24 protein-coding genes are annotated in these 23,656 nt (G+C 59.0%); 20 read left to right on the top strand and 4 right to left on the bottom strand.

Going from position 1 to position 23,656, the window contains the following annotated elements; all coding sequences use genetic code 11:
- Positions 1–230 precede the first annotated feature (230 nt).
- From rlmKL to ACMG4M_RS11030, 3 genes are read left to right on the top strand one after another with little or no spacing between them, the layout of a single operon-like run.
- Positions 231–2,342 (top strand): bifunctional 23S rRNA (guanine(2069)-N(7))-methyltransferase RlmK/23S rRNA (guanine(2445)-N(2))-methyltransferase RlmL, encoded by a 2,112-nt coding sequence (gene rlmKL / locus ACMG4M_RS11040; protein WP_035247147.1) that lies wholly within the window; start codon positions 231–233, stop codon positions 2,340–2,342.
- Positions 2,342–2,566, top strand: coding sequence for a glutaredoxin family protein (locus ACMG4M_RS11035; RefSeq protein ID WP_035247149.1), 225 nt, complete (start codon positions 2,342–2,344; stop codon positions 2,564–2,566). Before rlmKL ends, ACMG4M_RS11035 begins: the two co-directional genes overlap by 1 nt.
- Before the next feature lie 44 nt (positions 2,567–2,610).
- Complete coding sequence (locus ACMG4M_RS11030) at positions 2,611–2,916, top strand: DUF6482 family protein (RefSeq protein ID WP_414429985.1); 306 nt, start codon at positions 2,611–2,613, stop codon at positions 2,914–2,916.
- A 105-nt stretch (positions 2,917–3,021) separates the two neighbouring features.
- Here the strand turns inward: ACMG4M_RS11030 and ACMG4M_RS11025 are convergent, their stop codons facing one another.
- From ACMG4M_RS11025 to lexA, 3 genes are read right to left on the bottom strand one after another with little or no spacing between them, the layout of a single operon-like run.
- The gene (locus ACMG4M_RS11025; RefSeq protein ID WP_052042700.1) at positions 3,022–3,843 is read right to left on the bottom strand and encodes a TatD family hydrolase; all 822 of its coding nucleotides are present in this window, start codon (positions 3,841–3,843) and stop codon (positions 3,022–3,024) included.
- Complete coding sequence (locus ACMG4M_RS11020) at positions 3,791–4,207, bottom strand: DUF1499 domain-containing protein (RefSeq protein WP_052042703.1); 417 nt, start codon at positions 4,205–4,207, stop codon at positions 3,791–3,793. The genes ACMG4M_RS11025 and ACMG4M_RS11020 overlap by 53 nt, the downstream gene beginning before the upstream one ends.
- Positions 4,208–4,238: 31 nt before the next feature.
- Positions 4,239–4,853 carry a transcriptional repressor LexA gene (gene lexA / locus ACMG4M_RS11015; protein WP_035247154.1) on the bottom strand — a complete coding sequence of 205 codons (615 nt, stop codon included), beginning with the start codon at positions 4,851–4,853 and terminating at the stop codon, positions 4,239–4,241.
- Between the two features lie 318 nt (positions 4,854–5,171).
- Between lexA and ACMG4M_RS11010 the strand changes: the two genes are divergently transcribed.
- A complete protein-coding gene (locus ACMG4M_RS11010; protein WP_272963481.1) occupies positions 5,172–5,822 on the top strand; it encodes a Crp/Fnr family transcriptional regulator in 651 nt (216 codons plus the stop codon).
- A 137-nt stretch (positions 5,823–5,959) separates the two neighbouring features.
- Here the strand turns inward: ACMG4M_RS11010 and ACMG4M_RS11005 are convergent, their stop codons facing one another.
- Entirely contained in the window at positions 5,960–6,406 is a 447-nt protein-coding gene (locus ACMG4M_RS11005; protein ID WP_035247160.1) for a universal stress protein, read from the bottom strand.
- A 271-nt stretch (positions 6,407–6,677) separates the two neighbouring features.
- Here ACMG4M_RS11005 and topA point away from each other — a divergent pair, with 271 nt between their 5' ends.
- The 16 genes from topA (at position 6,678) to ACMG4M_RS10925 (ending at position 23,604) form a co-directional block, all read left to right on the top strand.
- Positions 6,678–9,428 (top strand): type I DNA topoisomerase, encoded by a 2,751-nt coding sequence (topA, locus tag ACMG4M_RS11000; protein ID WP_414429984.1) that lies wholly within the window; start codon positions 6,678–6,680, stop codon positions 9,426–9,428.
- A 129-nt stretch (positions 9,429–9,557) separates the two neighbouring features.
- Entirely contained in the window at positions 9,558–10,088 is a 531-nt protein-coding gene (locus tag ACMG4M_RS10995) for a hypothetical protein (RefSeq protein ID WP_035247165.1), read from the top strand.
- A 274-nt stretch (positions 10,089–10,362) separates the two neighbouring features.
- On the top strand, positions 10,363–11,151 hold the full coding sequence (locus tag ACMG4M_RS10990) for an outer membrane lipoprotein-sorting protein (RefSeq protein ID WP_272975332.1): 789 nt from the start codon (positions 10,363–10,365) through the stop codon (positions 11,149–11,151).
- A 2-nt stretch (positions 11,152–11,153) separates the two neighbouring features.
- The gene (locus tag ACMG4M_RS10985) at positions 11,154–12,437 is read left to right on the top strand and encodes a hypothetical protein (protein ID WP_414429983.1); all 1,284 of its coding nucleotides are present in this window, start codon (positions 11,154–11,156) and stop codon (positions 12,435–12,437) included.
- Positions 12,438–12,803: 366 nt separating this feature from the next.
- Positions 12,804–13,439: a TetR/AcrR family transcriptional regulator gene (locus ACMG4M_RS10980; protein ID WP_035247170.1), complete on the top strand. Its 636-nt coding sequence runs from the start codon at positions 12,804–12,806 to the stop codon at positions 13,437–13,439.
- A gap of 127 nt (positions 13,440–13,566) precedes the next feature.
- Positions 13,567–14,037, top strand: coding sequence for a L,D-transpeptidase (locus tag ACMG4M_RS10975; protein WP_272975334.1), 471 nt, complete (start codon positions 13,567–13,569; stop codon positions 14,035–14,037).
- 11 nt (positions 14,038–14,048) lie between these two features.
- Positions 14,049–15,062, top strand: coding sequence for a beta-N-acetylhexosaminidase (gene nagZ, locus ACMG4M_RS10970; protein ID WP_414429982.1), 1,014 nt, complete (start codon positions 14,049–14,051; stop codon positions 15,060–15,062).
- Between the two features lie 8 nt (positions 15,063–15,070).
- Positions 15,071–16,228 (top strand): mechanosensitive ion channel family protein, encoded by a 1,158-nt coding sequence (locus ACMG4M_RS10965; protein WP_414429981.1) that lies wholly within the window; start codon positions 15,071–15,073, stop codon positions 16,226–16,228.
- On the top strand, positions 16,215–16,781 hold the full coding sequence (locus ACMG4M_RS10960) for a hypoxanthine-guanine phosphoribosyltransferase (protein ID WP_272963271.1): 567 nt from the start codon (positions 16,215–16,217) through the stop codon (positions 16,779–16,781). Before ACMG4M_RS10965 ends, ACMG4M_RS10960 begins: the two co-directional genes overlap by 14 nt.
- Positions 16,782–16,783: 2 nt before the next feature.
- Positions 16,784–17,524: an S-methyl-5'-thioinosine phosphorylase gene (locus ACMG4M_RS10955; RefSeq protein WP_084573446.1), complete on the top strand. Its 741-nt coding sequence runs from the start codon at positions 16,784–16,786 to the stop codon at positions 17,522–17,524.
- Positions 17,525–17,572: 48 nt separating this feature from the next.
- Positions 17,573–18,598, top strand: coding sequence for a CNNM domain-containing protein (locus ACMG4M_RS10950; RefSeq protein WP_035247182.1), 1,026 nt, complete (start codon positions 17,573–17,575; stop codon positions 18,596–18,598).
- A 32-nt stretch (positions 18,599–18,630) separates the two neighbouring features.
- Entirely contained in the window at positions 18,631–19,599 is a 969-nt protein-coding gene (gene cysK, locus ACMG4M_RS10945) for a cysteine synthase A (RefSeq protein ID WP_414429980.1), read from the top strand.
- Positions 19,600–19,752: 153 nt separating this feature from the next.
- On the top strand, positions 19,753–20,016 hold the full coding sequence (locus ACMG4M_RS10940; RefSeq protein WP_414429979.1) for a hypothetical protein: 264 nt from the start codon (positions 19,753–19,755) through the stop codon (positions 20,014–20,016).
- A gap of 123 nt (positions 20,017–20,139) precedes the next feature.
- The gene (locus ACMG4M_RS10935; RefSeq protein WP_414429978.1) at positions 20,140–21,330 is read left to right on the top strand and encodes an NAD(P)/FAD-dependent oxidoreductase; all 1,191 of its coding nucleotides are present in this window, start codon (positions 20,140–20,142) and stop codon (positions 21,328–21,330) included.
- Positions 21,331–21,496: 166 nt separating this feature from the next.
- Entirely contained in the window at positions 21,497–21,880 is a 384-nt protein-coding gene (locus ACMG4M_RS10930; protein WP_035247195.1) for a DUF6394 family protein, read from the top strand.
- Positions 21,881–21,885: 5 nt separating this feature from the next.
- Entirely contained in the window at positions 21,886–23,604 is a 1,719-nt protein-coding gene (locus tag ACMG4M_RS10925; protein ID WP_035247198.1) for a potassium channel family protein, read from the top strand.
- Positions 23,605–23,656: the final 52 nt, after the last annotated feature.

The following is a 23,656-nucleotide window of genomic DNA, read 5'->3' as shown; positions in this document are numbered from 1 at the left end:
AGCGGTAGTGAAAATGACCCCTGGCAGAGAACAAGGCCAGTTATTGGGGTCGACTCATTCAGTATGGGAAAGCGCTGGGGTAGTGTCGAATATCATGTAGCAATATGGTTCGTGCCTGTTAAGCATATGACGTATAAAGGACAGCTTGACGACGATTTGTGTAACGCATTGAAAGTTAAATAGTTAATTTTACCGTTACGCATAAAACAGTCACTTACGAGGTATCAGTAATGGAATTTGTGGCCACCAGCATGCCCGGTATCGCCGAGTTGCTGGCCGATGAACTGTCGTCACTGGGCATATCGGTAACAGAAACCGGTCGTGCCCATGTGGCATTTACCGGCGGTACCGCGGATGCACTTCGGGTCTGCCTGTGGTCGCGGCTGGCGGAACGGGTGCTGTTGTCCCTGGCGACCCTCGGGGTCACCCCGGATATCGCACCGGAAAAGCTGGCTGCCAGCCAGGACTGGCTGTCTCTGGTGGGCAATGATGCGCCGCTGCATATCCATCTTGAGCACGGACCGGGTGTTCGTGGTGATAACCGCATCAGCACCAAGCGCTTTATTCAGGCCCTGCCACCACAATTCACGGTATCCCGGGATGCCCGTGGCAGTTGCTGTATCCGTGCCCGGCTGGATCCCAATGAAGCCCATCTGTGGCTGGATCTGGCCGGCGATCCCTTGCATCGGCGTGGTTACCGGTTGGCCGGTGGTCGGGCGCCGCTTCGCGAAACTCTTGGCGCAGCCATGCTGTGGGCCGCCGGCTGGCGCCAGGGCAATCATCCGGCAGTGTTAATGGACCCGTTTTGCGGCTCCGGCACCCTGTTGATAGAAGCCGCGCAGATCGCCGCCGGCTGGGCAGCGGGTGCCCAGCGCCAGCATTATGGTTTCCAGCAGTGGCGGGCGTGTCGCCGTCAGCTCTGGCAGGATGCCATGGAGGAGGCCGCCGAAAGCGCCCGCCAGCCGCTTCCTGAGATGTCCCTGAAGGGATTCGACGTGGACGGCCGGGCTATCCAGCTGGCCCAGCAGAATGCCGAGCGGGCGGGGGTTCGTCAGGCCATTCATTTTGAACGTCGGGAACTGGGCGCCCTGCGTTCCCGGGATTTTGCCGATCAGGGCCTGTTAGTAGCTAACCCGCCCTGGGGCGAGCGTCTGGATGAGCAGCAACAAGCTGGCTGGCTGCATTTCGCCCTGGGCCGGTTGCTGGCCAAACTGGCGCCGAACTGGCAAGCGGTGTTGTTGGGCGCCGACGCGGAAGTGATGGATCGCTCCGGTATGGATCTGCAGAGCCAGTGGCGACTGAAGAACGGGCCGTTCAATAACTTCATTCGTCTGTACCACTCTCGCCAGCCAGCGCAAGTGGAGGTGGTGACGATTGCTGAGTCATCCGCCTTCGAGGTGCCGGAAGGGGCCCAGCCGCTGGTGAACCGCCTGCGCAAGAATGGCAAACACCTGCGCCGCTGGCTGGAACGCGAAGATATCCAGTGCTATCGCCTCTACGATCGGGATCTGCCCGAGTTCAATGTGGCCGTGGATATCTATGGCGATCAGGTACTGGTGCAGGAATTCAAGGCGCCGAAAACCGTGGACCCGGAGAAGGCCAAACAGCGACGGGATCTGGCAGTGACCGCTGTTCGCGCGGCCCTGGGTGTACATCGCGAACAGGTGCACCTGCGAACCCGGGAGCGTCAGAAAGGCAATCAGCAGTACCAAAAGCTGGATGGCCAGGGGCGTTACCGGTTGGTGCGAGAAGGCCAGGCTCAGCTGCTCATCAACCTGCAGGACTATCTGGACACGGGTCTGTTCCTCGATCACCGTCCCACGCGGCTGAAAATTGCCGAGGAAGCCAGCGGCAAGCGCTTCCTCAACCTGTTTGCCTACACCGGCTCGGCCACCGTGCATGCGGCTGTTGGCGGCGCCAAGCGCACTGTTACCGTGGATGCTTCCAAGCGCTATCTGGAATGGGCAGCCTGCAATCTGGCCGCCAACGGCTTCTCCACCGAGCAGCATGAGCTGGTGCGCGCCGATACCATGCGCTGGCTGGACGAATGCCAGGAACAGTTCGATCTGGTGTTCTGTGATCCTCCGACCTTTTCCAACAATAAGTCGCGCAGTGACTTCGTGGTGGAAGAGCACCATGGGGAGTTGATCCGCAAGATCATGCGTCGGCTGGAGCCGGGCGGGGTACTGTATTTTTCCTGCAACTACCGGCGTTTCCAGCTCGACCCGAGTATCAGCAAATGGTATCAGGTAGAAGATATTTCCCGCTGGAGCATCCCGGAAGATTTTCGCCGCAATGACAAGATTCATGTCTGCTATGCCATTCGGCATGTGGAGGACTGATGAGCGTAGTGCTTTATACCACGGTGGGCTGTCACCTCTGTGAACAGGCCTGTGAACTGGTCGCCATGGTGTCACCGGACCTTACGCTGACACTGGTTGATGTGGCCGAGGACGATGAGCTGCTGGCCCGCTATGGCGAACGCATTCCCGTGCTGATGAAAGAGGGGCGGGAGCTGGGTTGGCCATTCGGTCTACTGGATGTGCAGCAGTTTCTGGCAGGCTGAGTGATTGATGCGGGCTTCACAGCGGCAAGATCATCATTGCTGTTATGGAAACGATCAGCCCCAAAAAACTGCACAAGCGCAAGGCCGATGAAGTCGAGATTTTCTCGGCCTGCCTGTCCGTGTGCACCGTCAAAGTCCGCTTCGCGGATACCTGGTACTGGGTGACCGACGACAGCGGTAAAATCATGCGCTTCAATGGCCCCGAGCACGCCAATAACCAGCTTCAGACCCTGTCTACCGACTCCGCACATTTGCTCCATCATTCTGCCCATGCGGAAATGGTCGGTCAGCCGGAAGGGGAGGTGATCCCTCCGCTTCGTGTGCGCTTTCACTGGCGAAGCCAGGTCTGACCTGTTGGAGTCTTGCTCGTAAGGGGAAGGCTTGAGTCTGGTGCCATTACCTGCTCAAGAGAGATTTCGCTTTGTGAGCAAAGCTCCAACGGTTTCGGGTTTCGGTTATCTGAACAGCACCCGCGCATTATCACTCGTCATACCCGCCACCCGGGCCACATCTTGTCCCCGTAAACTCGCCACCCGCTTACCTATCCAGGGTAACAATGAAGGCTCGTTGCGCCGCTTTTTCGGGGGCGCTTCCGGCAGATCCCGGGGTAGCAGATAGGGCGCGTCGGTTTCCAGCAGCAGCCGGTTATCGGGGATGTTGTGTACCAATTCCGCCAGCGGCTTGCCGCGGCGCTCATCGCACACCCAGCCGGTGATGCCAATGTGGCAATCCAGATCCAGATAATCAAAAAGCGCCTGGCGTGATCCGGTAAAGCAGTGCACGACCGCACCGACAAGGTGATCCCGGTAGGCTTTCAAAATGGGCGCGAAGCGTTCGTGGGCATCGCGTTCGTGGAGAAACACCGGAAGCTGGTATTCCACTGCCAGGGCCAGCTGGGCCTCGAAGGCACGTTCCTGATCCGGGCGTGGGGAAAAGTCACGATTGAAATCCAGGCCCATTTCGCCGGCGGCTTTTACGCTGTGGTGGCTTAACAGTTCCCGCATCTCCTTTTCCAGGGCCGGGGAATAGAAGCGGGCGCTATGAGGGTGAAGGCCAGCGGTGGAAAACAGATCATCGTGCTGGCTGGCCAGCTCCATGGCCTGGCGGGATTCGTCCACATTAGTGCCGGTGAGAAGTTGCCAGTTCACCCCGGCAGAACGGGCCCGCTCAAGTACCTCATCCTGATCATCGCGGAACTGCTTGTCGGTCAGATTAACGCCGATATCAGCCCAATGGGGAATGTCGGTCTTGAAGTGAGTAGTGTGAGGTTCTTGCATCAGGGGCCTGCTCCGCCAGTTGTTCGCGCAGGGATTCTACCCGACGACGGTTGGCACCTAAATCCCAGTAGCCGACCCGTGATGCGGAGCGTACCTCTACCACGCCGTCTTCACGAATATAGAATGTCACATCATCCACGAAACGCAGCAGTCGGCTGGAGAAGCGGGCCTGGATACGGGACTGGCCGACCACATCGAACTCGACGCGGTCAAGTTGCCGCAGCAGGGCCTGTAGGCGAGTCATGCTGGCCTGGCGAGTTTCTGCTACCTGCAGAGGCGCCACCCGGCGATCTTCGTCTTTGGCCAGGCTGGAGACGCAGTTGGGCGAATCCGGGCAGGGGGCGAGCAGATGCGTATCGGACATGGCGGCAACACTCATAAATAGCAGAATGGCACTAGAAAGAATTCGGATCACGGATCAACCCCACGAAAATACCCTCGATGATCAGTTGATCAGCCGGCACCTTGATCGGCTCATAAGCCTCGTTAGCCGGTAACAGGGTGGCGCTGGACTTGTTTAACTTTAGGGTCTTTACCGTGACTTCTTCGTCAATGCGGGCAACCACGATCTCACCGGAACGGGCCACGTTGGATTTGCGTACGGCGATCAGGTCGCCATCGAAGATGCCTGCCTCGATCATACTGTCGCCCTGTACCTTCAAGAGGTAAGTGGGGCGTTGCTTGAACAGCCCCTGGGGCACCGGCACGGTACGTTCCACATTTTCGATGGCCTCGATGGGAACCCCGGCGGCCACTTTGCCGACTATCGGCAGTTCTTCTTCCGACCAGTAGGCGTTGTCGAGCAATTGAATGCCACGGGAGCGGTCACTGTGGAGTTTGATAAAGCCCTTTCTTTCCAGGGCTCGCAAATGGTCAGAGGCGGCATTCTTGGACTGAAAGCCCATGATGTCGGCAATTTCCGCGCGAGTGGGTGCCATACCGGTATCGGCGATGCATTCGCGGATACAGTCCAGCACCTGTTGCTGGCGATCGGTGAGTTTGCTGCTCATAACCTTCTCCATGTTTCCCGCAGGATTTCGGTTCCATACCCGGGCGTCATCGACGCTTCTGGCTAACCAGGCTGTCAGCCAAGGCTGACAAACAGTGCTACAAAACCGATGCTAGCATAGGTACTGATAATATGAACAGTGCTATTTGAACAGTTGTGGCGGGCTGAATTTTACCAGTTTCGGGAGGATATCGTTGCCCTGTGGTAGCGGTGGCACTAGCATATTGCAGGGAGCATCTGAATGGTTGCGGGTCTTTGTGTTGATTCGCCCGGCAGGCGGAAGCTTCGATAATAATTCCATCAGACCTGGGGATAGTAGATGGAGCAGGCCAATAATAATGACTTCGGCCAACAACGGATCCGGCAGCTGTTATCCGGTGTCCCGTTTTTCAATGAAATTGCCCGTGATGATCAAAGCGAATTTGCCCAGCTTGAGCAGAATACCCGCCTTTGGGTAGCCGGTTCCGGTGACACTGTGATTCGTGCCGGGGATGTGGATTCCACCCTGTATTTCCTGCTGCGAGGGCAGCTTGAGGTGCTATCTGATACGACTGGAGACGCGCCGCTTTATTACGTATCGCCGGGGGAGGTTTTTGGCACTCTTTCCATGTTGCTCGGTACTCCCCGCAGCGCCACGATCAAGGTGTCAGAGACGGCCCGCGAAGCGGTATTGGTGAGCCTGGATTTCAATGAATTCAACGAGGATGACAGCCCTTATTCATTGAGTACCCGGCTGGCGTTCTTCCACATGATCGTTCACCACATCCGCTGGACCCTGGAAGTCAAACGTATGCAGTCGCCGGACCATGAGCTGGTCCAGTCCATGCGCAAGCTACCGGTGTTTCATGGAGAAAAAGGCACCCGGGAAGAACTGGCCGCCCTCAAGGTTCAGGCCCAGGGACTGGCGGAGCTGCTATGTCGCTGGAACGAGGAAGGGCCGGAAGGGACAGGGGCGTTGCAGCTCACTTGAAGGCAGTGAATAGTTAACAGTTTCGCGGAACAGGTTTTCTGTTTTGTGAACGTAAGAGGCCGCGTCCAGGGGATGGACGCGGCCTCTTACGTTTCAGTCAGGGATGCGCCGGCACGCGCGCTATTAGCTATTAGCTATTAACTGCCTTTCTGATCGACCTTAACCGCCAGCACATCACAATGCGCCCCCGGTACCAGGCCGCGGGCAGTTGAGCCCAGTAGCAGGGCCAGGCCGCTGCGGGTGTGGCTGCCTACCACGATCAGGTCGGCGTCCAGTTTGTCGGCCTGATCGAGGATGGTCTTCTCGATGGAACCCAGCTCCACATGGACATTATCGGCGGGTATCTGGTAGCGGCCGGCATAGGTGTCGGCGGTTTCCCGGGCCTGTGTCATTAGCCCGCTTTGCAGGTCGGTCACATCCATGGGCACATCGGCGCCATAGGCCAGTGCCAGTGGCTCGATCACATGGATCAGATGCAACTCTCCGTCGTTGCCGGAGAGCACCCCGGCCGCCCGGGATAGCACCTGGGCAGACTCGTCACTGCAATCAATGGCGACCAGAATTCGGCGATAGGGGCTTGTCACGGTTCTCTCCCTGAAATGGTGTCTTTTCCGCAGTATAACGCTCTTTGGGCGGCTTGCCAGAACCTGTTTCTCACTGGGAGGGTTGCCCAAGACCCTCTCTCTGGTCTACTACTAAAAAAGGACGGTCGGTGACAGCAGAGCTTGACCCGGCCATACCGGCGCTGTCTAAATAGCGCCCGAAGAAGACTGGCGCCGCCTGTGTGACCGCCATATCGGGGCACTGTAGTCGGTGCGCTCTGTTCAACAAACCGCCGCCATTGAGAACCTGAGAATGGGAAAAACTCTTGTTATTGTGGAGTCGCCTGCCAAGGCCAAGACCATCAACCGCTACCTGGGCGACGACTTCGTAGTGAAGTCCAGCGTCGGCCACGTACGCGATCTGCCGGTCAGTGGTGGCTCCAAGAAGAGCACCCCTCAGGAACGCGCCAAGGAAGCGGCCTACACCCGCTCCCTGCCCAAGGAGGAGCGCGAAGCCTATAAAAAGAAGAAGGCCAAGGCCCAGTTGATCAACCGTATGGGCGTGGACCCGGAACATGGCTGGAAGGCCCATTACGAGATTCTTCCCGGCAAGGAAAAGGTGATTGATGAACTCAAACGTCTTGCCGCGAAAGCCGACCGCATCTATCTCGCAACGGATTTGGACCGCGAAGGGGAGGCGATTGCCTGGCACCTGCGGGAAGTGATCGGTGGTGACGATACCCGCTTTGACCGGGTCGTCTTCAACGAAATCACCAAGAAAGCCATCCAGGCCGCCTTCGAGCAGCCCGGCAAGCTGGACCTGAGCCGGGTGGAAGCCCAGCAGGCTCGCCGCTTCCTGGACCGGGTGGTGGGCTTCATGATCTCGCCGTTACTGTGGGAAAAGATTGCCCGTGGCCTGTCCGCCGGCCGGGTGCAGTCCGTCGCCGTGGAACTGGTGGTGGAGCGTGAGCGGGAAATCCGTGCCTTCATCCCGGAAGAATTCTGGGAAATGCACAGCGATACCCACAGCGAGCAGGGTGAAGCCCTGCGTCTGGAAGTGGCCAAACACAAGGGCGTGAACTTTCGCCCGGACAATGGTGACGACGCGGAGCAGCACCGCCAGGCGTTGCAGCAGGCCGGCACCCTCACCATCAGCCAGCGCGAGCAGCGACCCACCCGGTCGAAGCCTTCTGCACCCTTTATTACCTCCACCCTGCAGCAGGCAGCCAGCACCCGCCTCGGTTTCGGGGTGAAGAAGACCATGATGATGGCCCAGCGCCTTTATGAGGCCGGCCATATCACCTATATGCGTACCGATTCCACCAACCTGAGCAGTGATGCGGTAGCCGCCTGCCGGGAATGGATTGGCGAGAAGCTGGGTGACAAATACCTGCCCGAGAAGCCGCTGTCCTACAGCAGCAAGGAAGGCGCTCAGGAAGCTCACGAAGCGATCCGCCCCTCTGATGTGCGCCGCACTTCCGATTCTCTCAAGGATATGGAGCGTGATGCCCAGCGTCTGTACGAGCTGATTCGCCGTCAGTTCATTGCCTGTCAGATGCCGCCGGCGGAATACCTGAGCTCCACGCTCACCGCCACCGGCAATGACTACGAGTTGAAGGCCAAGGGTCGCATCATGAAATTCGACGGTTGGACCCGTATCCAGCCGCCGGCCTCGCGCAAGGGCCAGGAAGATACCCTGCTGCCGGATGTGAAAGAAGGCGACAAACTGACCATCAATCAGGTGGACATCGATCAGCATTTCACCAAACCGCCGGCACGCTTCACTGAGGCCAGCCTGGTGAAAGAGCTCGAGAAACGCGGCATCGGGCGCCCATCAACCTATGCAGCGATCATCTCCACCATCCAGGATCGTGGTTATGTGCGCCAGGATAACCGCCGTTTCTATGCGGAAAAGATGGGCGATATCGTCACTGACCGGTTGACGGAAAGCTTCCCCAATCTGATGGATTACAGCTTTACCGCCCGGATGGAAGAAACCCTGGATGAAATCGCCGAGGGCCGCCGCAACTGGCAGGATGTGCTCGACGATTTCTATCGTGATTTCGTGGGCAAACTGGAAGCCGCCCAGGGCGAGGGTAGTGGCAAGCAGGCCATCGGCGGTATGCGTGCCAACCTGCCCACCGACACTGACATTGATTGCCCCAAGTGCGGCCGTCCCATGCAGATCCGCACCGGTTCCACCGGGGTCTTCCTGGGCTGCTCGGGCTACAGCTTGCCGCCGAAGGAGCGTTGCACCGCCACCCTGAATCTGCTGCCGGGCGAAGAAGCCGAGTCGGTCAATGCCGATGACGAGGAAGCGGAAGCCAAGGAACTGCGCAACAAGAAGCGTTGCCAGAAGTGCGGCACGGCCATGGAAAACTACCTGATCGACGAAAAGCGCAAGCTGCACATCTGCGGTAATAACCCGGACTGTGACGGCTACGTGATCGAGAAGGGCGAGTTCCGCATCAAGGGCTACGATGGCCCGGTGCTGGAGTGTGAAAAGTGTAGTCACGAGATGCAGTTGCGCACCGGCCGTTTTGGTAAGTTCTTCAAGTGCACCAACGAAGAGTGCGGAAATACGCGCAAACTGCTCAAGAGTGGCGAGCCGGCACCGCCGCGGGCGGACCCGATTCCCATGCCGCACCTCAAGTGCGAAAAATACGATGACGACCACTATCTGCTGCGCGACGGTGCTTCCGGCCTGTTCATGGCGGCGAGCAAGTTCCCGAAAAACCGGGAAACCCGGCCACCGCTGATTCTGGAAATCCAGAGTGTTGCCGAGCAGCTCGATCCCAAGCACAAGTACCTGGCCGAGGCGCCAGCGAAAGACCCGGACGGCAATTCCGGGGTGCTGCGCTACAGCCGCAAGGCCAAAGAGCAGTACGTGATGAGCGAGATCGACGGCAAAGCCACTGGCTGGATGGCCTTCTATCGGGACGGCAAATGGGTCGAGGAACAGACCAAAAAGGCCCCGGCGAAGAAAAAAGCCGCCGCGAAGAAGAAAGCGGCAGCTAAAAAGAAGGCCCCGGCAAAGAAAAAGGCCGCCACCAAGAAATCCTGACCGCCGTTATTTGTAGTAGCTATGCTTGCATGGCGAACCGGCTCGCGACGGCCATGTTTTTTCGCCATGCGAGCATAGCTCCTACGGTCAGGTTAATCCGTTATACCCATAGTATCTGCGAGTCTTCTCATGTCCCGAATGGTCCGAGAAAATGCCGTCAGTGGTCTGCGTGAGCGGATCTACTTTGCTCAGGCCCTGCTGCGCCAGCTCACCCGTGAACAGGCGGGTGCGGTGCCTGCGGTACGCCTGGCCCTGCGCGGTGCCGTGGTATTTCATCTTTATTCGGCGCTGGTCGGTCTGGCTCGCCAGTCTGCCAGCACTTATCAGGTAGCTGGTGCCGACCATTTGTTCAGCCTGGCCGCCCTGGTTCAGGCGTTTCGTGACTCTGAAGTGGAAGCACCGGAAATGGCCATCCTCGGCCAGGCACTGGCCGACCGCGCAGACCTGATCGCCTGGCTGGACGGTGAGATGCAGAACGCCATGGGCGCTGCCGGCCTGGCCCGCCGCCCAACCCCACCCAGCGACGCCAACGCCCTCAACCTGATGGCGGAAGACCGCTATGCCCCCCTGGCAGAAGGCGACATGGAGCGCCTGAGCAACGCCATCCAGCGGGTCAGCGAGCTGGTGGAGCATTGTGTGGGGTATCTGGAAGAGTGGTGAAGGCAGTTGTCAGTTGATAGTGGACAGTTGATAGCTACGCGATTGAATGCGGTCTGCGCCTTTAACGCATGAGCCCGCGCCCATACCCTAGGCGCGGCCTCATGCGCTGGAAATTAAAGCATTACTCTGAACGCGAGCTATCAACTGTCCACTATCAACTGCCAACTAATTTTGGCCCCTTCAGCATCCCCCTTTCCGTTATCCTCCCTATCATGGTAAACACACTGTTACCCATAGCGGTGTGATCAACACAACAACCAAACCGAGGTTCACCATGAAAGTTCGCCTGCTGCTGGCCGGCCTGGCTCTGGCCTGTGCCGTTCCTGTTCTCCACGCCCAGACGCCGGAAGAGAAAGGCCTGGAAATTGCCCGTGAAGCGGATCGTCGCGGGGAAGGGTTTGGTGACTTTCAGGCGGACATGCGCATGGTGCTGATCACCCAGCGCGGCGATACCTCGGAGCGGGAGCTGCGGGTCAGTACCCTGGAAGGGACGGGCGAGGAGGGTGACAAGAGCCTGACCATCTTCGATACCCCTCGCGATGTGCGTGGCACCGCCTTGCTCACCTACAGTTACAAGACCGGTGATGATGATCAGTGGCTGTATCTTCCTGCCCTGCGCCGGGTGAAGACCATCGCCTCGCGCAACAAGTCCGGCCCTTTCATGGGCAGCGAATTCAGCTTTGAGGACATGCGTGGCCAGGAAGTGGAGAAGTACACCTACAAATACCTGCGCGACGAGCCCTGCGGCGAGCTGACCTGCTTTGTCATGGAGCGGTATCCCACCGATGAGAATTCCGGCTATACCAAGCAGATCGCCTGGATCGACCAGAAGGAGTATCGGACCTGGAAAGTGGAGTACTACGACCGCAAGGAAAGCCACCTGAAAACGCTCACCATGAGTGACTTCGCCCGGTACCAGGACAAGTTCTGGCAGCCCGGCAAGATGGCCATGGTCAATCACCAGACCGGCAAGGCCACCGACTTGTTCTGGAGCAACTACCGCTACGACACCGGTCTGAGCGAAGCGGACTTCAACCAGAACAGCCTGAAACGGGCCCGTTGATCGTGCTGTTGCGACAAACCCTGGTGGCATTGCTGGTGCTGCCTAGCCTGGCCGCTGGCTGGGAGTTTCGTGGCGAAACCGGCCTGGAAGGACGTTATTTCACCCAGGCTTCTCCTTACGAGGCGGCGGACTATTCAACCAATAGTTCCCTGTATCTGAAAGGCGAGGTCTTCCACGAGTGGAACAACCGGGACGACCAGTTCATCTTTATTCCCTATGCGCGGGTTGACGAAAACGATAGCGAGCGCACCCATGCAGATATCCGCGAGCTGTCCTGGATTCACGTGGGTAGCGGCTGGGAATCCCGGGTAGGGATTCGCAAGGTGTTCTGGGGCGTCACGGAAGGGCGTCACCTGGTGGATATCATCAACCAGACCGACCTGGTGGACCAAGTGGATGGCGAGGAAAAGCTCGGCCAGCCCATGCTGAACCTGTCCACGGTACGTGACTGGGGTATCGTCGACCTGTTCGTGCTGCCGGGCTTTCGTGAGCGTACCTACGCCGGGGAAGAGGGCAGACCGCGTACACCGTTGCCGGTGTCCGACCATGCTCGTTACGAATCCGGTGCCGAAGACAAGCGCGTGGATGTGGCATTCCGCTACCAGCAGTATTTCAATAATGGCTTGGAGCTGGCCCTCTCCCATTTCTCCGGCACCAGCCGCGAGCCATTACTGCTTCCGGAAGCGCTCAGCCCCCAGCAGTTGCAAAGCCTGCTGCTCACCGGCAGCTTGCCCGCCGGCAGCGATCCGGAGCTGGTACCGCTGTATAACGTGATTGACCAGACCGGCCTGGAGCTGCAATACCTGAACAACGGCTGGCTGTGGAAGCTGGAAGCCATTACCCGCTCCGGGCAGGGGGATCGCTTTACCGCGCTGGATGGCGGCTTCGAATATACCCATGTGGGCGTCCTCGACAGTGCCGCGGACTTGGGCTGGCTGCTCGAATACCTGTGGGAAGATCGGGATGAGTTACTGGCGTCGCCTTTCCAGGATGATGTCCTGTTGGCGACCCGATTCACCTTCAACGATGTGGCGTCTACGGAGATTCTCGCCGGTGTGATCTACGATCTGGAGAATGACGAGAAGGCCATCAACCTGGAATCCAGCCGCCGCTTCGGCAATAACCTCAAGGCCAGCCTGGAGGCCCGCTTTTATACTGATACTGCGAAACCTCTCTCCGCCTCGGAACTGTACCTGTCAGCCCTGCAGGGCAGGGCGGAAAATCCGGGCCTGAGCCCGGTCAGCCGCTCGGACTTCATCCAGGCGGAAGTGGTGTATTACTTCTGAGTTCCCGGTATTCGCGTCGCTGGCGGCACGATTTGCTGGGCTTGGTCAAAAGCAGTTTCACCACAGAGGGCACAGAGGTCACTGAGTGAAAACAGGATTGCTCGGTGGGTTTTGTGCCACTGTGTGAAATCCTGGCGGCTCGGGCGATCTCGCTTTACGGGTCTGGTGGGTACCGCGCTTTTTCAACGATGCCTATCTCATCAGCGCTGAGGCTGGGCATAGCGCTGTCTTTTTCTCAGTGAACTCTGTGCCCTCTGTGGTGAAATCGCTTTTCCGTCTACGGCGGCGTCTCCGAAACCACCCCTTGACCGCCTTCACACCCAAACGTATGTTTGAAACGTATGTTTTGAACACAGGGCAGGGCGCATGGCACAGGCGGGCACGGTAGACCGGATTCTGGATACCGCAGAGGTATTGTTTGCCCAGAAGGGCTTTGCGGAGACCAGCCTGCGTGCTATTACCAGCAAGGCCGGAGTGAACCTGGCCGCGGTGAACTACCATTTTGGTTCCAAGGAAGCACTGATACAGGCGGTATTCGAGCGCTTCCTGACGCCGTTCAGTGCGGCACTCGGTGCCAAGCTGGATGAAATGGAAGCGACCGGCACCCCGGACACGCCGGAAAACGTGCTCGGCATCGTGTTTCGTCTGGCCCTGGGCACCCACCCGGAAGACCCGCAGCGCGCCGCCATCTTCTTTCGTCTCTCCGGGCAGGCCTACAGTCAGCCTCAGGGGCACTTGCGTGACTATCTGCACACACACTACGGCGCCGTCTTTAAACGCCTGCAGGAGCACTTGCAGCGAGCGGTGCCGAGCGTACCGCCCATGGAATTGTTCTGGCGCGTTCAATTCAGTCTGGGCGCCGTGATCTTTACCCTGTCCGGCATGCAGTCCCTGCAGGCTATCAGCAAGGCCGATTTCAACCTGGATGTGAGCACCGCGGATATCACCCGGCGGCTGCTGCCGTTTCTGGTCGGAGGCATCCAGGCCGATGTACCGGAATAACCCGCTTTTCTGTAGGAGCTATGCTTGCATGGCGAACTGAGCGTAGCGAAGGTAATGTTCTAGCTGGCTGATCCCTGCGGCCAAACGGTTTTTCGCCCTTCAAGCATAGCGCCTACAAAAGGATGGTATGGAACTGATCATCAACCTCTCTGAACAATGGCTGGAACTGCGCGGTGAGCGCACCGAGCGTTTTCCCGTGTCCACCGCCCGCAACGGGGCAGGGCAGGCCATGGGCAGCGAAGCCACGCCGCTGGGTCAGCATCTGGTAAGGGCCCGTTTCGGCGACGGTCTACCGGAAGGTGCGGTGTTCAGCGGGCGCAAATTCTCTGGAGAGATCTGCGATGCGGCCAGGGTCCGTGAGCATCCGCAACGGGATTGGGTACTCACCCGCATCCTCTGGCTGGGGGGCATGGAACCCGGCCACAATCTGGGCGGTGACGTGGATAGTTTTCGACGCTTTATTTATATTCACGGCACACCCGACAGTGAGCCCATGGGGACGCCTGCCTCCCATGGCTGCATACGCATGCGCAATGCGGATATGATTCGCGTCTTCGATCAAGTGCCTGTGGGCGCCGCTGTCACCATTACCGAATAACCAGGATTGCCATGCCATCCGTTTCCCCCCTGCTGATGCTCGATCTGGAAGGTCTCCAGGTCAGCGATGTGGAGAAAGACTTGCTCAGCCACCCGGGTACCGGTGGGCTGATTCTCTTTACCCGTAACTACCAGGACCGGCAGCAGCTTGCTGAGCTGGTTCGCCAGATTCGCGCGGTACGGCCAGAGATACTGATCGCCGTAGACCAGGAAGGGGGGCGCGTACAGCGTTTCCGTGACGGGTTCGTGCGCCTGCCGCCCATGGCCGCCCTGGGGCGTCGTTACGACCAGACCCCGCAGTTAGCGATGGCGGAAGCCTCCCTGGTCGGTGAGCTGATGGCCTCTGAGCTGACCGAGCTGGATATTGATCTCAGCTTTGCGCCGGTGCTGGACCTGGACTACGGCACCAGCACGGTAATCGGAGACCGCAGCTTCCATGGCGATGCGGATGCCATGATCGCCCTGGCCGGTGCCTTTATCGACGGCATGAGTGCCGCCGGCATGGCAGCCACTGGCAAGCACTTCCCCGGCCACGGCCACGTGGTAGCGGATTCCCATCTGGAGTTGCCGGTGGACCCACGCCCGCTGGCCGAAATCGAAGCTGCTGACTTGCGACCTTTTGTGGCGCTGGCACAAAAGCTGGACGGCATCATGCCTGCCCACGTGATCTACAGCGCGGTAGAAAACCAGACCGCCGGTTTTTCCCGCTACTGGCTGCAGACCCGCTTGCGCGAGCAAATGGGTTTTCGCGGCGTGATCTTCTCCGATGATCTGTCCATGGCCGGTGCCCACGGCGTGGGCGGCTATGCGGAGCGGGCCCGGGCGGCGCTGGAAGCCGGTTGCGATATGGTGCTGGCCTGCAACAACCGCACAGGGGCCGAACAGGTGCTGGATTTGCTTGCCGGCACTCCCTTCGGCGGCCAGGTGCCGGCCAGCGGCCTGCGCGCCCGTTCGCGTCGCCCCATGGAAACCACCAAACGACACGCTGCCACGGAGCTGGCGGCGGCATTGACTGAACCTCGCTAAGGACTCACATGAACTGGGACTGGAACCAACTGCTGCAATGGCCGAACGTGGAGACCCCCACGGATATCTGGCTGACTCAATTGTTCATCATCGTACTGTGTACGGTGTCGGTGAACTTCATCCTGATGCGCGTCATCGATGTGCTTGACCGGTTGATCAACAAGACGGAAACCCTGTGGGACGATGCTCTGCTGGAAGCAGCGCGGATTCCGCTGCGGCTGGTGTTCTGGGTCATTGGTTTGTCGATCTCCGTGGAGCTGCTGCAGACAGTGACCGAGCAAGCCAATGAACTGTTCGACCTGGCTCCCAAAGTCCGTCAGATCGCCTTCATCATCATCATTGCCATGTTCCTTAACCGGTTTATCTCCTACACGGAGAAAAATCTGATCGACGCCTCGCGCATGCGTAAACCCATGGACAAGTCCACCGCCGCGGCGGTAGCTAAATTGCTGCGGGTGTCGGTGATCATCACTTCCTTGCTGATCATCCTGCAGACCATGGGCTACAGCGTGTCGGGGGTGCTGGCTTTCGGCGGTATCGGTGGCATGGCGGTGGCCTTTGCCGCCAAGGATCTGCTCGCCAACTTCTTCGGCGGCATGATGGTCTACCTGGACAAGCCGTTTCGGATCGGGGACTGGGTGCGGTCACCGGACCGTTCTATCGAAGGTACCGTGGAGCATATCGGCTGGCGGCTGACCTGTATCCGCACCTTTGACCAGCGTCCGTTGTATATCCCCAATGCCATGTTCACCACGGTGGTGCTGGAAAACCCGTCACGCATGTTTAATCGTCGTATCAACGAGAAGATCGGTATCCGCTATGACGACTGGCAGAAAATGCCGGGCATTGTGGCGGAAGTGAAACAGATGCTGATCGACCACGAAGAGCTGGAAACCGACAGCCGTACCCTGATCGTCAACTTCGACAGCTATGGCGCGTCGCACCTGGAGTTCTTTATCTACACCTTCACCAAGACCACCCAGTGGGTGCGTTACCATGAGATCAAGCAGGATGTGCTGATGAAGATCATGGCCATCGTCAACGAGCACGGGGCGGAGTTTGCCTTCCCCACTCGCACCCTGCATCTTGTCAGCCACAACGACGATCATCCCGCCACGGGTCTGGAAAACGACAACACTGAGGACGCACAGCATGTCCATCGCTGAGGAGCTGCAACAGGAACTGATGCGGGTACGCCGCGAGGCCATCGAGCTGCATTCTGCCGATCAGGTTCAGGAAGCCATCGCCAAGCTGGCCTTCGCGGTCACCGAAGCTTACTCGGGCAAGGTGCCGGTGATGCTGACCATCATGAACGGGGGGATGATCTTCGCTGCCGAGTTGGTCAAGCGCCTGGATATTCCGCTGGAGATGGATTACCTGCACGCCAGTCGTTATCTGGGGGAAACCAGTGGCGGCGATGTGGAGTGGATTGTCACCCCCAATGCCAGCCTGGCCGGGCGGGATGTGCTGATTGTGGATGACATTCTTGATGTGGGTACCACCTTGCTGTCCATCATCGACGCCTGCAAGGCTCAGGGTGCTGCCTCGGTGAAGACCTGTGTGCTGGTGGACAAGCAGCATGACCGCAAGGCAAAGCCGGGCCTGAAAGCCGACTTCACGGCCCTGGACGCGGCGGATTATTATCTTTTCGGCATGGGTATGGACTACAAGGGTTTCTGGCGTAATGCGCCGGGGATCTACGCGGTAAAGGAACACTGAGTATGTTGGCGTTTATTGGCGGCACCGGTCTTACGCGCATGGATAATCTGCGCATCATCCGCAGACAGGCGATTTCCACCCGCTTTGGCGATCCGTCCGCTGCGGTAGTGGAAGGGGAGCTGGATGGCCAGAACGTGCTGTTCCTGGCCCGCCATGGCGACCCCCATGTACTGCTGCCTCATCAGGTGAACTATCGGGCCAATATGACGGCCCTGAAAGAGGCGGGTGCCACCGCCATTGTGGCGGTGAACGCGGTAGGCGGCATCACTGCCCAGGCCCCCACCGGCGCCCTGGTGTTGCCCGACCAGATTATCGACTACACCTGGGGCCGAGAGATGACCCTGTTCGACGACCCGGCGGAGCCGCTGGTGCACGTGGACTTCAGCTGGCCGTTCGATAGCGCTTTGCGCAATGGCCTGAAGGAAAAACTGGCTGCGTCGGAGCTGAAATGGAACGACGGCGGCTGCTATGCGGCTACTCAGGGACCACGGCTGGAAACCGCCGCAGAAATCATTCGCCTGGAGCGTGACGGTTGCGACATCGTCGGTATGACCGGCATGCCCGAAGCGGTGCTGGCCCGGGAGTTGGCATTGCCCTATGCCATGCTGTCGCTGGTGGTGAATCCGGCAGCGGGCAAATCCAGCCATGAGATCACCATGGCGGAAATCGAAGCTGTCATTCACGATGGCATGGCCAATGTGTGCCGGGTGTTGACGGATTTTGCCGGTGGCTACACCGCCTGATTATCACGGCCGCTGCCGAGCAGCGGCTTTTGGAAGGAGCTTCGCACAGTGACCCTGCTGATCATCTTCGCCGCCGTCTCCATCGGCTTTTCCTTTCTTTGCTCGATTCTGGAAGCGGCATTACTGTCGATTACGCCGAGTTTCATCGCCGGCCTGCGGGAAACACGGCCCAAGCTCTATGAGACGCTCCGTTCCTACAAGGACGATATCGACAAACCCCTGTCCGCCATTCTCACCCTCAATACGGTCGCCCATACCGTAGGGGCTACCGGGGTCGGCGCCCAGGTGGCGGTGGTGTTTGGCGAAGCCTGGCTCGGCGCGGCCTCCGCGGTGATGACCCTGGCCATTCTGGTGTTGTCGGAAATTATCCCCAAGACCATTGGGGCGAAATACTGGCGCGCTCTGGCGCCCATGCTGCCGCCGGTTCTGCAGTTCATCATGATCGCTCTGATGCCCTTTGTGTGGCTGTCCAAGCTGATTACCAGCCGCATTGGTGGTGGCGAGCACGATGTGGACGTGCGGGCGGAAATCCGCGCCCTGGCTGACATGGGCAAGGATCAGGATGCTCTGGACGACAACGAATTCCAGGTGATCCAGAACGTCCTGCGCCTGCACGACATCAAGGTCGGCACCATCATGACCCCGCGCACGGTTTGTCGCACGGTGACCCCGGAGATGACCGTGGCCGAATTTCTGGAAAAAGAGAAAGACCAGCCTTTTTCCCGCTTCCCGGTGATGACGGAGAAGGGCGAGGGCAAAGGCTATATCCACAAATCCGACCTGCTGGGCTGCAACCCGGAGCAGACCATGAGCGTACTGGCCCACGAAGTGCCTCTGGTCCATACCGGGATGGGGATCGACAAGCTGTTTCACGCCATGTTGGCCCAGCGCCAGCACATGGCGGTGGTCTATGACGAGCACGGCACCTGGGTAGGGCTGATCACGTTGGAAGATATTCTGGAAAGTATTCTCGGCCGTGAGATCATGGACGAAACCGATCACGTGGCAGACCTGCGACTCTATGCCCGCCAGCGCTGGAGCCGGCGGTTGAAAAAGCAGGAAAAGCCACAATAGGAAGTAACAAGCCAGATTGAGGAGAAGCAACCATGACCGAGATCTACAAGGACAACAGCGAAACCATTGGCAAGACCCCGCTGGTGCAAATCAACCGCATTAGCCAGGGAAAAATTCTCGCCAAGCTGGAATCACGCAACCCGGCGGGTAGCGTGAAATGTCGTATTGGCAGCTCCATGATCTGGGACGCGGAAAAGAGCGGCACATTGAAACCCGGCATGACCCTGGTGGAACCCACCAGCGGCAACACCGGTATCGCCCTGGCCTACGTGGCGGCGGCGCGGGGGTATGACCTGACTCTGACCATGCCCGATACCATGAGCCTGGAGCGCCGGAAAATCCTCAAAGCCCTGGGCGCCAAGCTGGTGCTGACACCCGGCGCCAAAGGCATGCCCGGTGCTATCGCCAAAGCCGAGGAACTGGTTAACGACAATCCGGATACGTTCCTGATGCTGCAGCAGTTCAACAACCCGGCCAACCCGGATATCCACGAGAAAACCACCGGCCCGGAAATCTGGGACGCCACCGGCGGCGATATCGACGTGCTGGTCAGTGGCGTGGGTACCGGTGGCACGATCACCGGGGTATCGCGCTACATCAAGAATCAGAAAGGCAAGGCCATTACCTCCATTGCCGTGGAGCCGGATTCCTCCACCATGATCAGCGCAGCCCTGAAAGGCGAAGAACCTACCCACGGCCCCCACAAGATTCAGGGCATTGGTGCCGGCTTTGTGCCGAAGAACCTGGATCTGTCGGTGGTGGATCGTTGTGAGCAAGTGAGCAACGAGGACGCCATGGAGTGGGCCCACAAACTGATGCAGGAAGAGGGCATCCTCGCCGGTATTTCCTGCGGCGCAGCCATGTGCGTGGCGGACCGTATCAGCCAGCTGCCGGAATACGAGGGCAAGACCATTGTGGTGGTGCTGCCAGACTCAGGCGAGCGCTACCTTACCTCCCCGTTGTTCGCGGATACGTTCAGTGATCAGGAGCTGAATCAGTAGGGCCCGACTAGCTGGGGGTCTTCACTCTGCGAGGGTTGCCAGCCGCAACGTTAGCGTGCTTTGCCCGCCGGCGCTGTACAGCGCAGGCCCTGTGCCGTATAAATGCAAATTATTGAGTTAAGAAAACCGCTTGCAAGGCGGTCTGGGGGAAGCATGAAAGCACCAATGTTGTTGCTGGCCGGTCTGGTTTCACTAACCGGTTGCTATGGAGATAGTAGTGATGTGAGCCGTAGCGGTGAGGTGGAAAACCGCCCGCCACTGGGCCAGCAACAGCCAGCCGCCCGGCTGGTACCCGCCGATCAACAGATGGCCAGTGGCCGCTATCGCACTGAGATACAGGTTGCCAACGGCGCCCAGCCGGTATCCTCCAGCAGTGAAAATTTCACCACCACTGCGGAAGTCTCCGTCATCCGCTAATACCCAAACCAGAATTCCCCACGCCCTTTGGGCGAATTAGCCGTCGGCGACATTCACCGTCCAACTGCGATGGCCTCAGCCTCTGATCCCCGCTATCCTTGCGGCCGGTAACCGGAGGGCCCCATGGCAGTCAGTACAGAAGTGGATATCGTCGTTATCGGCGCCGGCGCGGCTGGACTGATGTGTGCTGCCACGGCTGCCTATCAGGGCCATCGCGTGCTGGTGCTGGACCACGCCAACAAGGCGGGCAAGAAGATCCTCATGTCCGGCGGCGGCCGCTGCAACTTCACCAACCTGAACACCACCCCGGAACATTTCGTTTCCGCCAACCCGCATTTCTGTAAATCTGCCCTCAAGCGTTACAGCCCGTGGCACTTTGTGGAGTTGGTGGAGCGCCACGGCATCGAACATGTGGAAAAAGCGCCTGGGCAACTGTTCTGTGCGGAATCCTCCAAGGAAATACTTGGCATTCTGCTCACCGAATGTGACTGGGCCGGGGCGGAAATTTCCCTGAAGACCGAGGTTCGCCGGGTGGAGCGGGCAGGGCAGGGCTTTGTGCTCTCCACTTCGGCAGGCGTCATTCGCTGTGCCAAGCTAGTGGTGGCCTGCGGCGGCCTGTCGATTCCCACTATGGGGGCCACTGGCTTCGGTTATCAGCTTGCCGAGCAATTCGGGCTCAGTGTGCTGCTCACCCGTGCCGGACTGGTGCCTTTTACGCTGCAGCCGGATGACAAGGCCTGGCTGTCTGCCTTGTCCGGTATCAGTACTGAGGTGGTGGCCGAGGCCGGTGGCGCCCACTTTGCCGAGCCCATGCTGATCACCCATCGGGGCCTCTCCGGCCCGGCCATGTTGCAGGTCTCCAGCTTCTGGGCGCCGGGCCAGCCGGTGACTGTGGACTGGTTACCCGCTGTTGCCGACCCTTTCGCCGATCTGGTCGCCGAGCGCAACCAACACCCCAACCGTGGCATGGAGCGATGGCTGCGCCAGTATTTCTCCCAACGTCTGGCCGGGGCTTTGGTGGAGCGGTTCGGCTGGCAGGGCAACCTGCAGCAGTTCAGCAACGAACGCCTCAGTGGCTTGGCAGCTACCCTCAAGGGCTGGCAATTCAAACCCTCGGGCACGGAAGGCTATCGCACCGCAGAAGTTACCCTGGGCGGCGTCGATACCGACGCCATCTCTTCCAAGACCTTTGAAGTGAATGCCGTACCGGGGCTGCACTTCATTGGTGAGGTCCTCGATGTCACCGGTCAGCTCGGTGGCTTTAACTTCCAGTGGGCCTGGGCCAGCGGCTGGTGCACGGGCTTGGCGTTGTAGAGTTTGCCAGCCCGCTGAGAGGCATGGCCTCACCGCCGGAGGCTTCGGATAAACCGTATTTCGCGGTCGGCTCTGTAGGTAAGTCATCCTGGGGCAAGCCTGTAGCCCACCAGTCCATTCCCTGACACAATGATCCCCAACACCTCGGGCAAAACAAGGATGCACGATGAACCTCGAGAAGGTGGTTTTTGGTTTTTTCATTCTGCTTGCGCTGACGCTTAACTTCGGGTTCTTCTACGGGGAGATTGATAACCCGCAGCACCATGACGTTTATGAGTTGTTTGCGGCCCTGGTGGTCAGCCTGATAGCCACCGTGCTCAAGTTCGGTGAACGCACGCAGATTGGCGCTGTGTTGTTGGCTTCCTCCCTGGTGGCAGATCTTCAGTTAATCGTGGCCGCCATTGTCTGGGCGGTCGCGGTGCATGTGCTTGAAGTCGGGCTGACGCCGGCGGTAATGGCGTCCATTGTGTCCCTGTCAGGTGGCGCCCTGTTGGCCAACCTGGTATCCGCCGTGCTGTTGACGGTGGAAACCATCACCCTGCAGCGATAATTGCCATGCCCTCTGTCGTTCCCATGATCCTGCGGCGCATGCGTGTGCCACTGGTGGTGCTGATTGTGGCGTACAGCATCGCCACCGTGGGTTTCACTCTGATTCCCGGCGTGGATGATCAGGGTAACCCCTGGCGGATGAGTTTCTTCGAAGCCTTCTACGTGGTCAGCTACACCGGTAGCACCATTGGCTTCGGTGAGGTGCCCTACGATTTTTCCGGTGGCCAGCGCATGTGGACCATGGTCAGTATTTATCTGACCGTGTTCTCCTGGCTGTATTCCGTGGGCATCATTATTTCCCTGCTGCAGGACAAGAATTTCCGGCAGGAACTGAGCCGAGTGCAATTGCAGCGCAGCCTGCGCCGCTTTCGTGAACCTTTCTACGTTATCTGCGGCTACGGTGATACCGGCAAACTACTGACCCGGTCTTTGCTCAGTCGAGGCATGCGGGTGGTCATCGTGGACAAGGACCCGGAAGCCATTGATTCTCTGCGCATCAAGGATCAGGGGCTGTATGTGCCGGGTTTTACGGTGGATGCGGAAATCCCCGGGAACCTGGTCAAGGCCGGCCTCAAGCACCCGCTGTGCCGTGGCGTACTGGCGGTGACCGACAACAATCACACCAATTTGAAAATCGCCACTACGGTGAAATTGCTGAACAAACACAGCCAGGTGTTCTGTCGCGCCGGTAGCGAAGAAAACGCCAACAATATGTTGTCCTTCGGCACTGATCTGGTGGTCAATCCCTATCAGGATTTTGCCCGTCGTCTGTTGTTGGGCATCCGCCAGCCGGATACCCACCGGGTATATGATTGGCTCACCTCCTTGCCCGGTGCCGGCTTGCCGGAGCGGCCAATGCCTCCCCAGGGTCGCTGGATACTGTGTGGTTTCGGCCCCTTTGGCCGCGCTGTGTACGAGGCGCTCAGCAAGGAGGCGGGTATTGATCTGGTGGTGGTGACGCCACACCCGAATCAGCCGGATGTGCCTGCTGGCAGCGTGGAAGGGAAGGGCACGGAAGCAGTGACTCTGCGTGAAGCGGGTATCGACAAGGCCGTGGCCCTGGTGGTGGCGACACCGGATGATGCCGATAACCTGTCAGTCATGATGACGGCGCGCGAATTGAACAGCAGTATTTACATGGTGGCCTTGCAGAACCGCCTGCATAACCGCCTGTTGTTTCAGGCCGTTAATCCTGAATTGCCCGTGCAAACCAGCTTTCTGGTGGCCAGTCGTTTCCTGTCTGTGCTCAATGCGCCTCTGTTGAAAGAGTTTCTCCAGGAGGCAGAGAAACAGGGTAATGAGTGGAATGAGCAACTGCTGGAGCGTATGGCCGGGATCACGACCACGATCACCCCGGAAAGCTGGCACGTGCAGATAGGCGATGAAGAGACCCCCGCAGTGACCCTGGCTCTGCGTCTTGGGGAGCCGGTTACCCTGGGCAATCTGTGTCGTAGTCCCCGTCATCGGCTCACTTGTCTGGATGCCATTCCCCTGATGCTGCGCCGCAATGGCCGCAATACTCTTCTGCCCGATGAAACGGAAAAGCTGGAGCCTGGTGACCGCTTGCTGTTTTGCGGCACGGACAAGGCCAATAATCTGATGCAATGGAGCCTGCGCCACCTCAACGCCTTGCGTTACGTGCAGACGGGCCATCAGCGACCGGATGGCCTGGTTTGGCGCTGGCTGGCCAAACGCCGGGCAGCACCGGTGGACGTGCGGGAATAGTCGCCGGTAGTTGCTTGCCTGCTTGCCGTGGTTCCCGGCACTTCCTATGATC

Source organism: Alcanivorax sp. IL3, from assembly GCF_047495465.1.
Classification (GTDB): domain Bacteria; phylum Pseudomonadota; class Gammaproteobacteria; order Pseudomonadales; family Alcanivoracaceae; genus Alcanivorax; species Alcanivorax jadensis.
Note: the sequence above shows the minus strand (reverse complement) of the source record. Positions and strands in the feature narration are given on the sequence as shown.

What these genes read in the sequence shown, in the direction of transcription:
- rlmKL (WP_035247147.1), top strand. Translation starts at nt 231, where the DNA reads ATGGAATTTGTGGCCACCAGCATGCCCGGTATCGCCGAGTTGCTGGCC.
- ACMG4M_RS11035 (WP_035247149.1), top strand. Translation starts at nt 2,342, where the DNA reads ATGAGCGTAGTGCTTTATACCACGGTGGGCTGTCACCTCTGTGAACAG.
- ACMG4M_RS11030 (WP_414429985.1), top strand. Translation starts at nt 2,611, where the DNA reads ATGGAAACGATCAGCCCCAAAAAACTGCACAAGCGCAAGGCCGATGAA.
- ACMG4M_RS11025 (WP_052042700.1), bottom strand. Translation starts at nt 3,843, where the DNA reads ATGCAAGAACCTCACACTACTCACTTCAAGACCGACATTCCCCATTGG.
- ACMG4M_RS11020 (WP_052042703.1), bottom strand. Translation starts at nt 4,207, where the DNA reads ATGTCCGATACGCATCTGCTCGCCCCCTGCCCGGATTCGCCCAACTGC.
- lexA (WP_035247154.1), bottom strand. Translation starts at nt 4,853, where the DNA reads ATGAGCAGCAAACTCACCGATCGCCAGCAACAGGTGCTGGACTGTATC.
- ACMG4M_RS11010 (WP_272963481.1), top strand. Translation starts at nt 5,172, where the DNA reads ATGGAGCAGGCCAATAATAATGACTTCGGCCAACAACGGATCCGGCAG.
- topA (WP_414429984.1), top strand. Translation starts at nt 6,678, where the DNA reads ATGGGAAAAACTCTTGTTATTGTGGAGTCGCCTGCCAAGGCCAAGACC.
- ACMG4M_RS10995 (WP_035247165.1), top strand. Translation starts at nt 9,558, where the DNA reads ATGTCCCGAATGGTCCGAGAAAATGCCGTCAGTGGTCTGCGTGAGCGG.
- ACMG4M_RS10990 (WP_272975332.1), top strand. Translation starts at nt 10,363, where the DNA reads ATGAAAGTTCGCCTGCTGCTGGCCGGCCTGGCTCTGGCCTGTGCCGTT.
- ACMG4M_RS10980 (WP_035247170.1), top strand. Translation starts at nt 12,804, where the DNA reads ATGGCACAGGCGGGCACGGTAGACCGGATTCTGGATACCGCAGAGGTA.
- ACMG4M_RS10975 (WP_272975334.1), top strand. Translation starts at nt 13,567, where the DNA reads ATGGAACTGATCATCAACCTCTCTGAACAATGGCTGGAACTGCGCGGT.
- nagZ (WP_414429982.1), top strand. Translation starts at nt 14,049, where the DNA reads ATGCCATCCGTTTCCCCCCTGCTGATGCTCGATCTGGAAGGTCTCCAG.
- ACMG4M_RS10965 (WP_414429981.1), top strand. Translation starts at nt 15,071, where the DNA reads ATGAACTGGGACTGGAACCAACTGCTGCAATGGCCGAACGTGGAGACC.
- ACMG4M_RS10960 (WP_272963271.1), top strand. Translation starts at nt 16,215, where the DNA reads ATGTCCATCGCTGAGGAGCTGCAACAGGAACTGATGCGGGTACGCCGC.
- ACMG4M_RS10955 (WP_084573446.1), top strand. Translation starts at nt 16,784, where the DNA reads ATGTTGGCGTTTATTGGCGGCACCGGTCTTACGCGCATGGATAATCTG.
- cysK (WP_414429980.1), top strand. Translation starts at nt 18,631, where the DNA reads ATGACCGAGATCTACAAGGACAACAGCGAAACCATTGGCAAGACCCCG.
- ACMG4M_RS10940 (WP_414429979.1), top strand. Translation starts at nt 19,753, where the DNA reads ATGAAAGCACCAATGTTGTTGCTGGCCGGTCTGGTTTCACTAACCGGT.
- ACMG4M_RS10935 (WP_414429978.1), top strand. Translation starts at nt 20,140, where the DNA reads ATGGCAGTCAGTACAGAAGTGGATATCGTCGTTATCGGCGCCGGCGCG.
- ACMG4M_RS10930 (WP_035247195.1), top strand. Translation starts at nt 21,497, where the DNA reads ATGAACCTCGAGAAGGTGGTTTTTGGTTTTTTCATTCTGCTTGCGCTG.
- ACMG4M_RS10925 (WP_035247198.1), top strand. Translation starts at nt 21,886, where the DNA reads ATGCCCTCTGTCGTTCCCATGATCCTGCGGCGCATGCGTGTGCCACTG.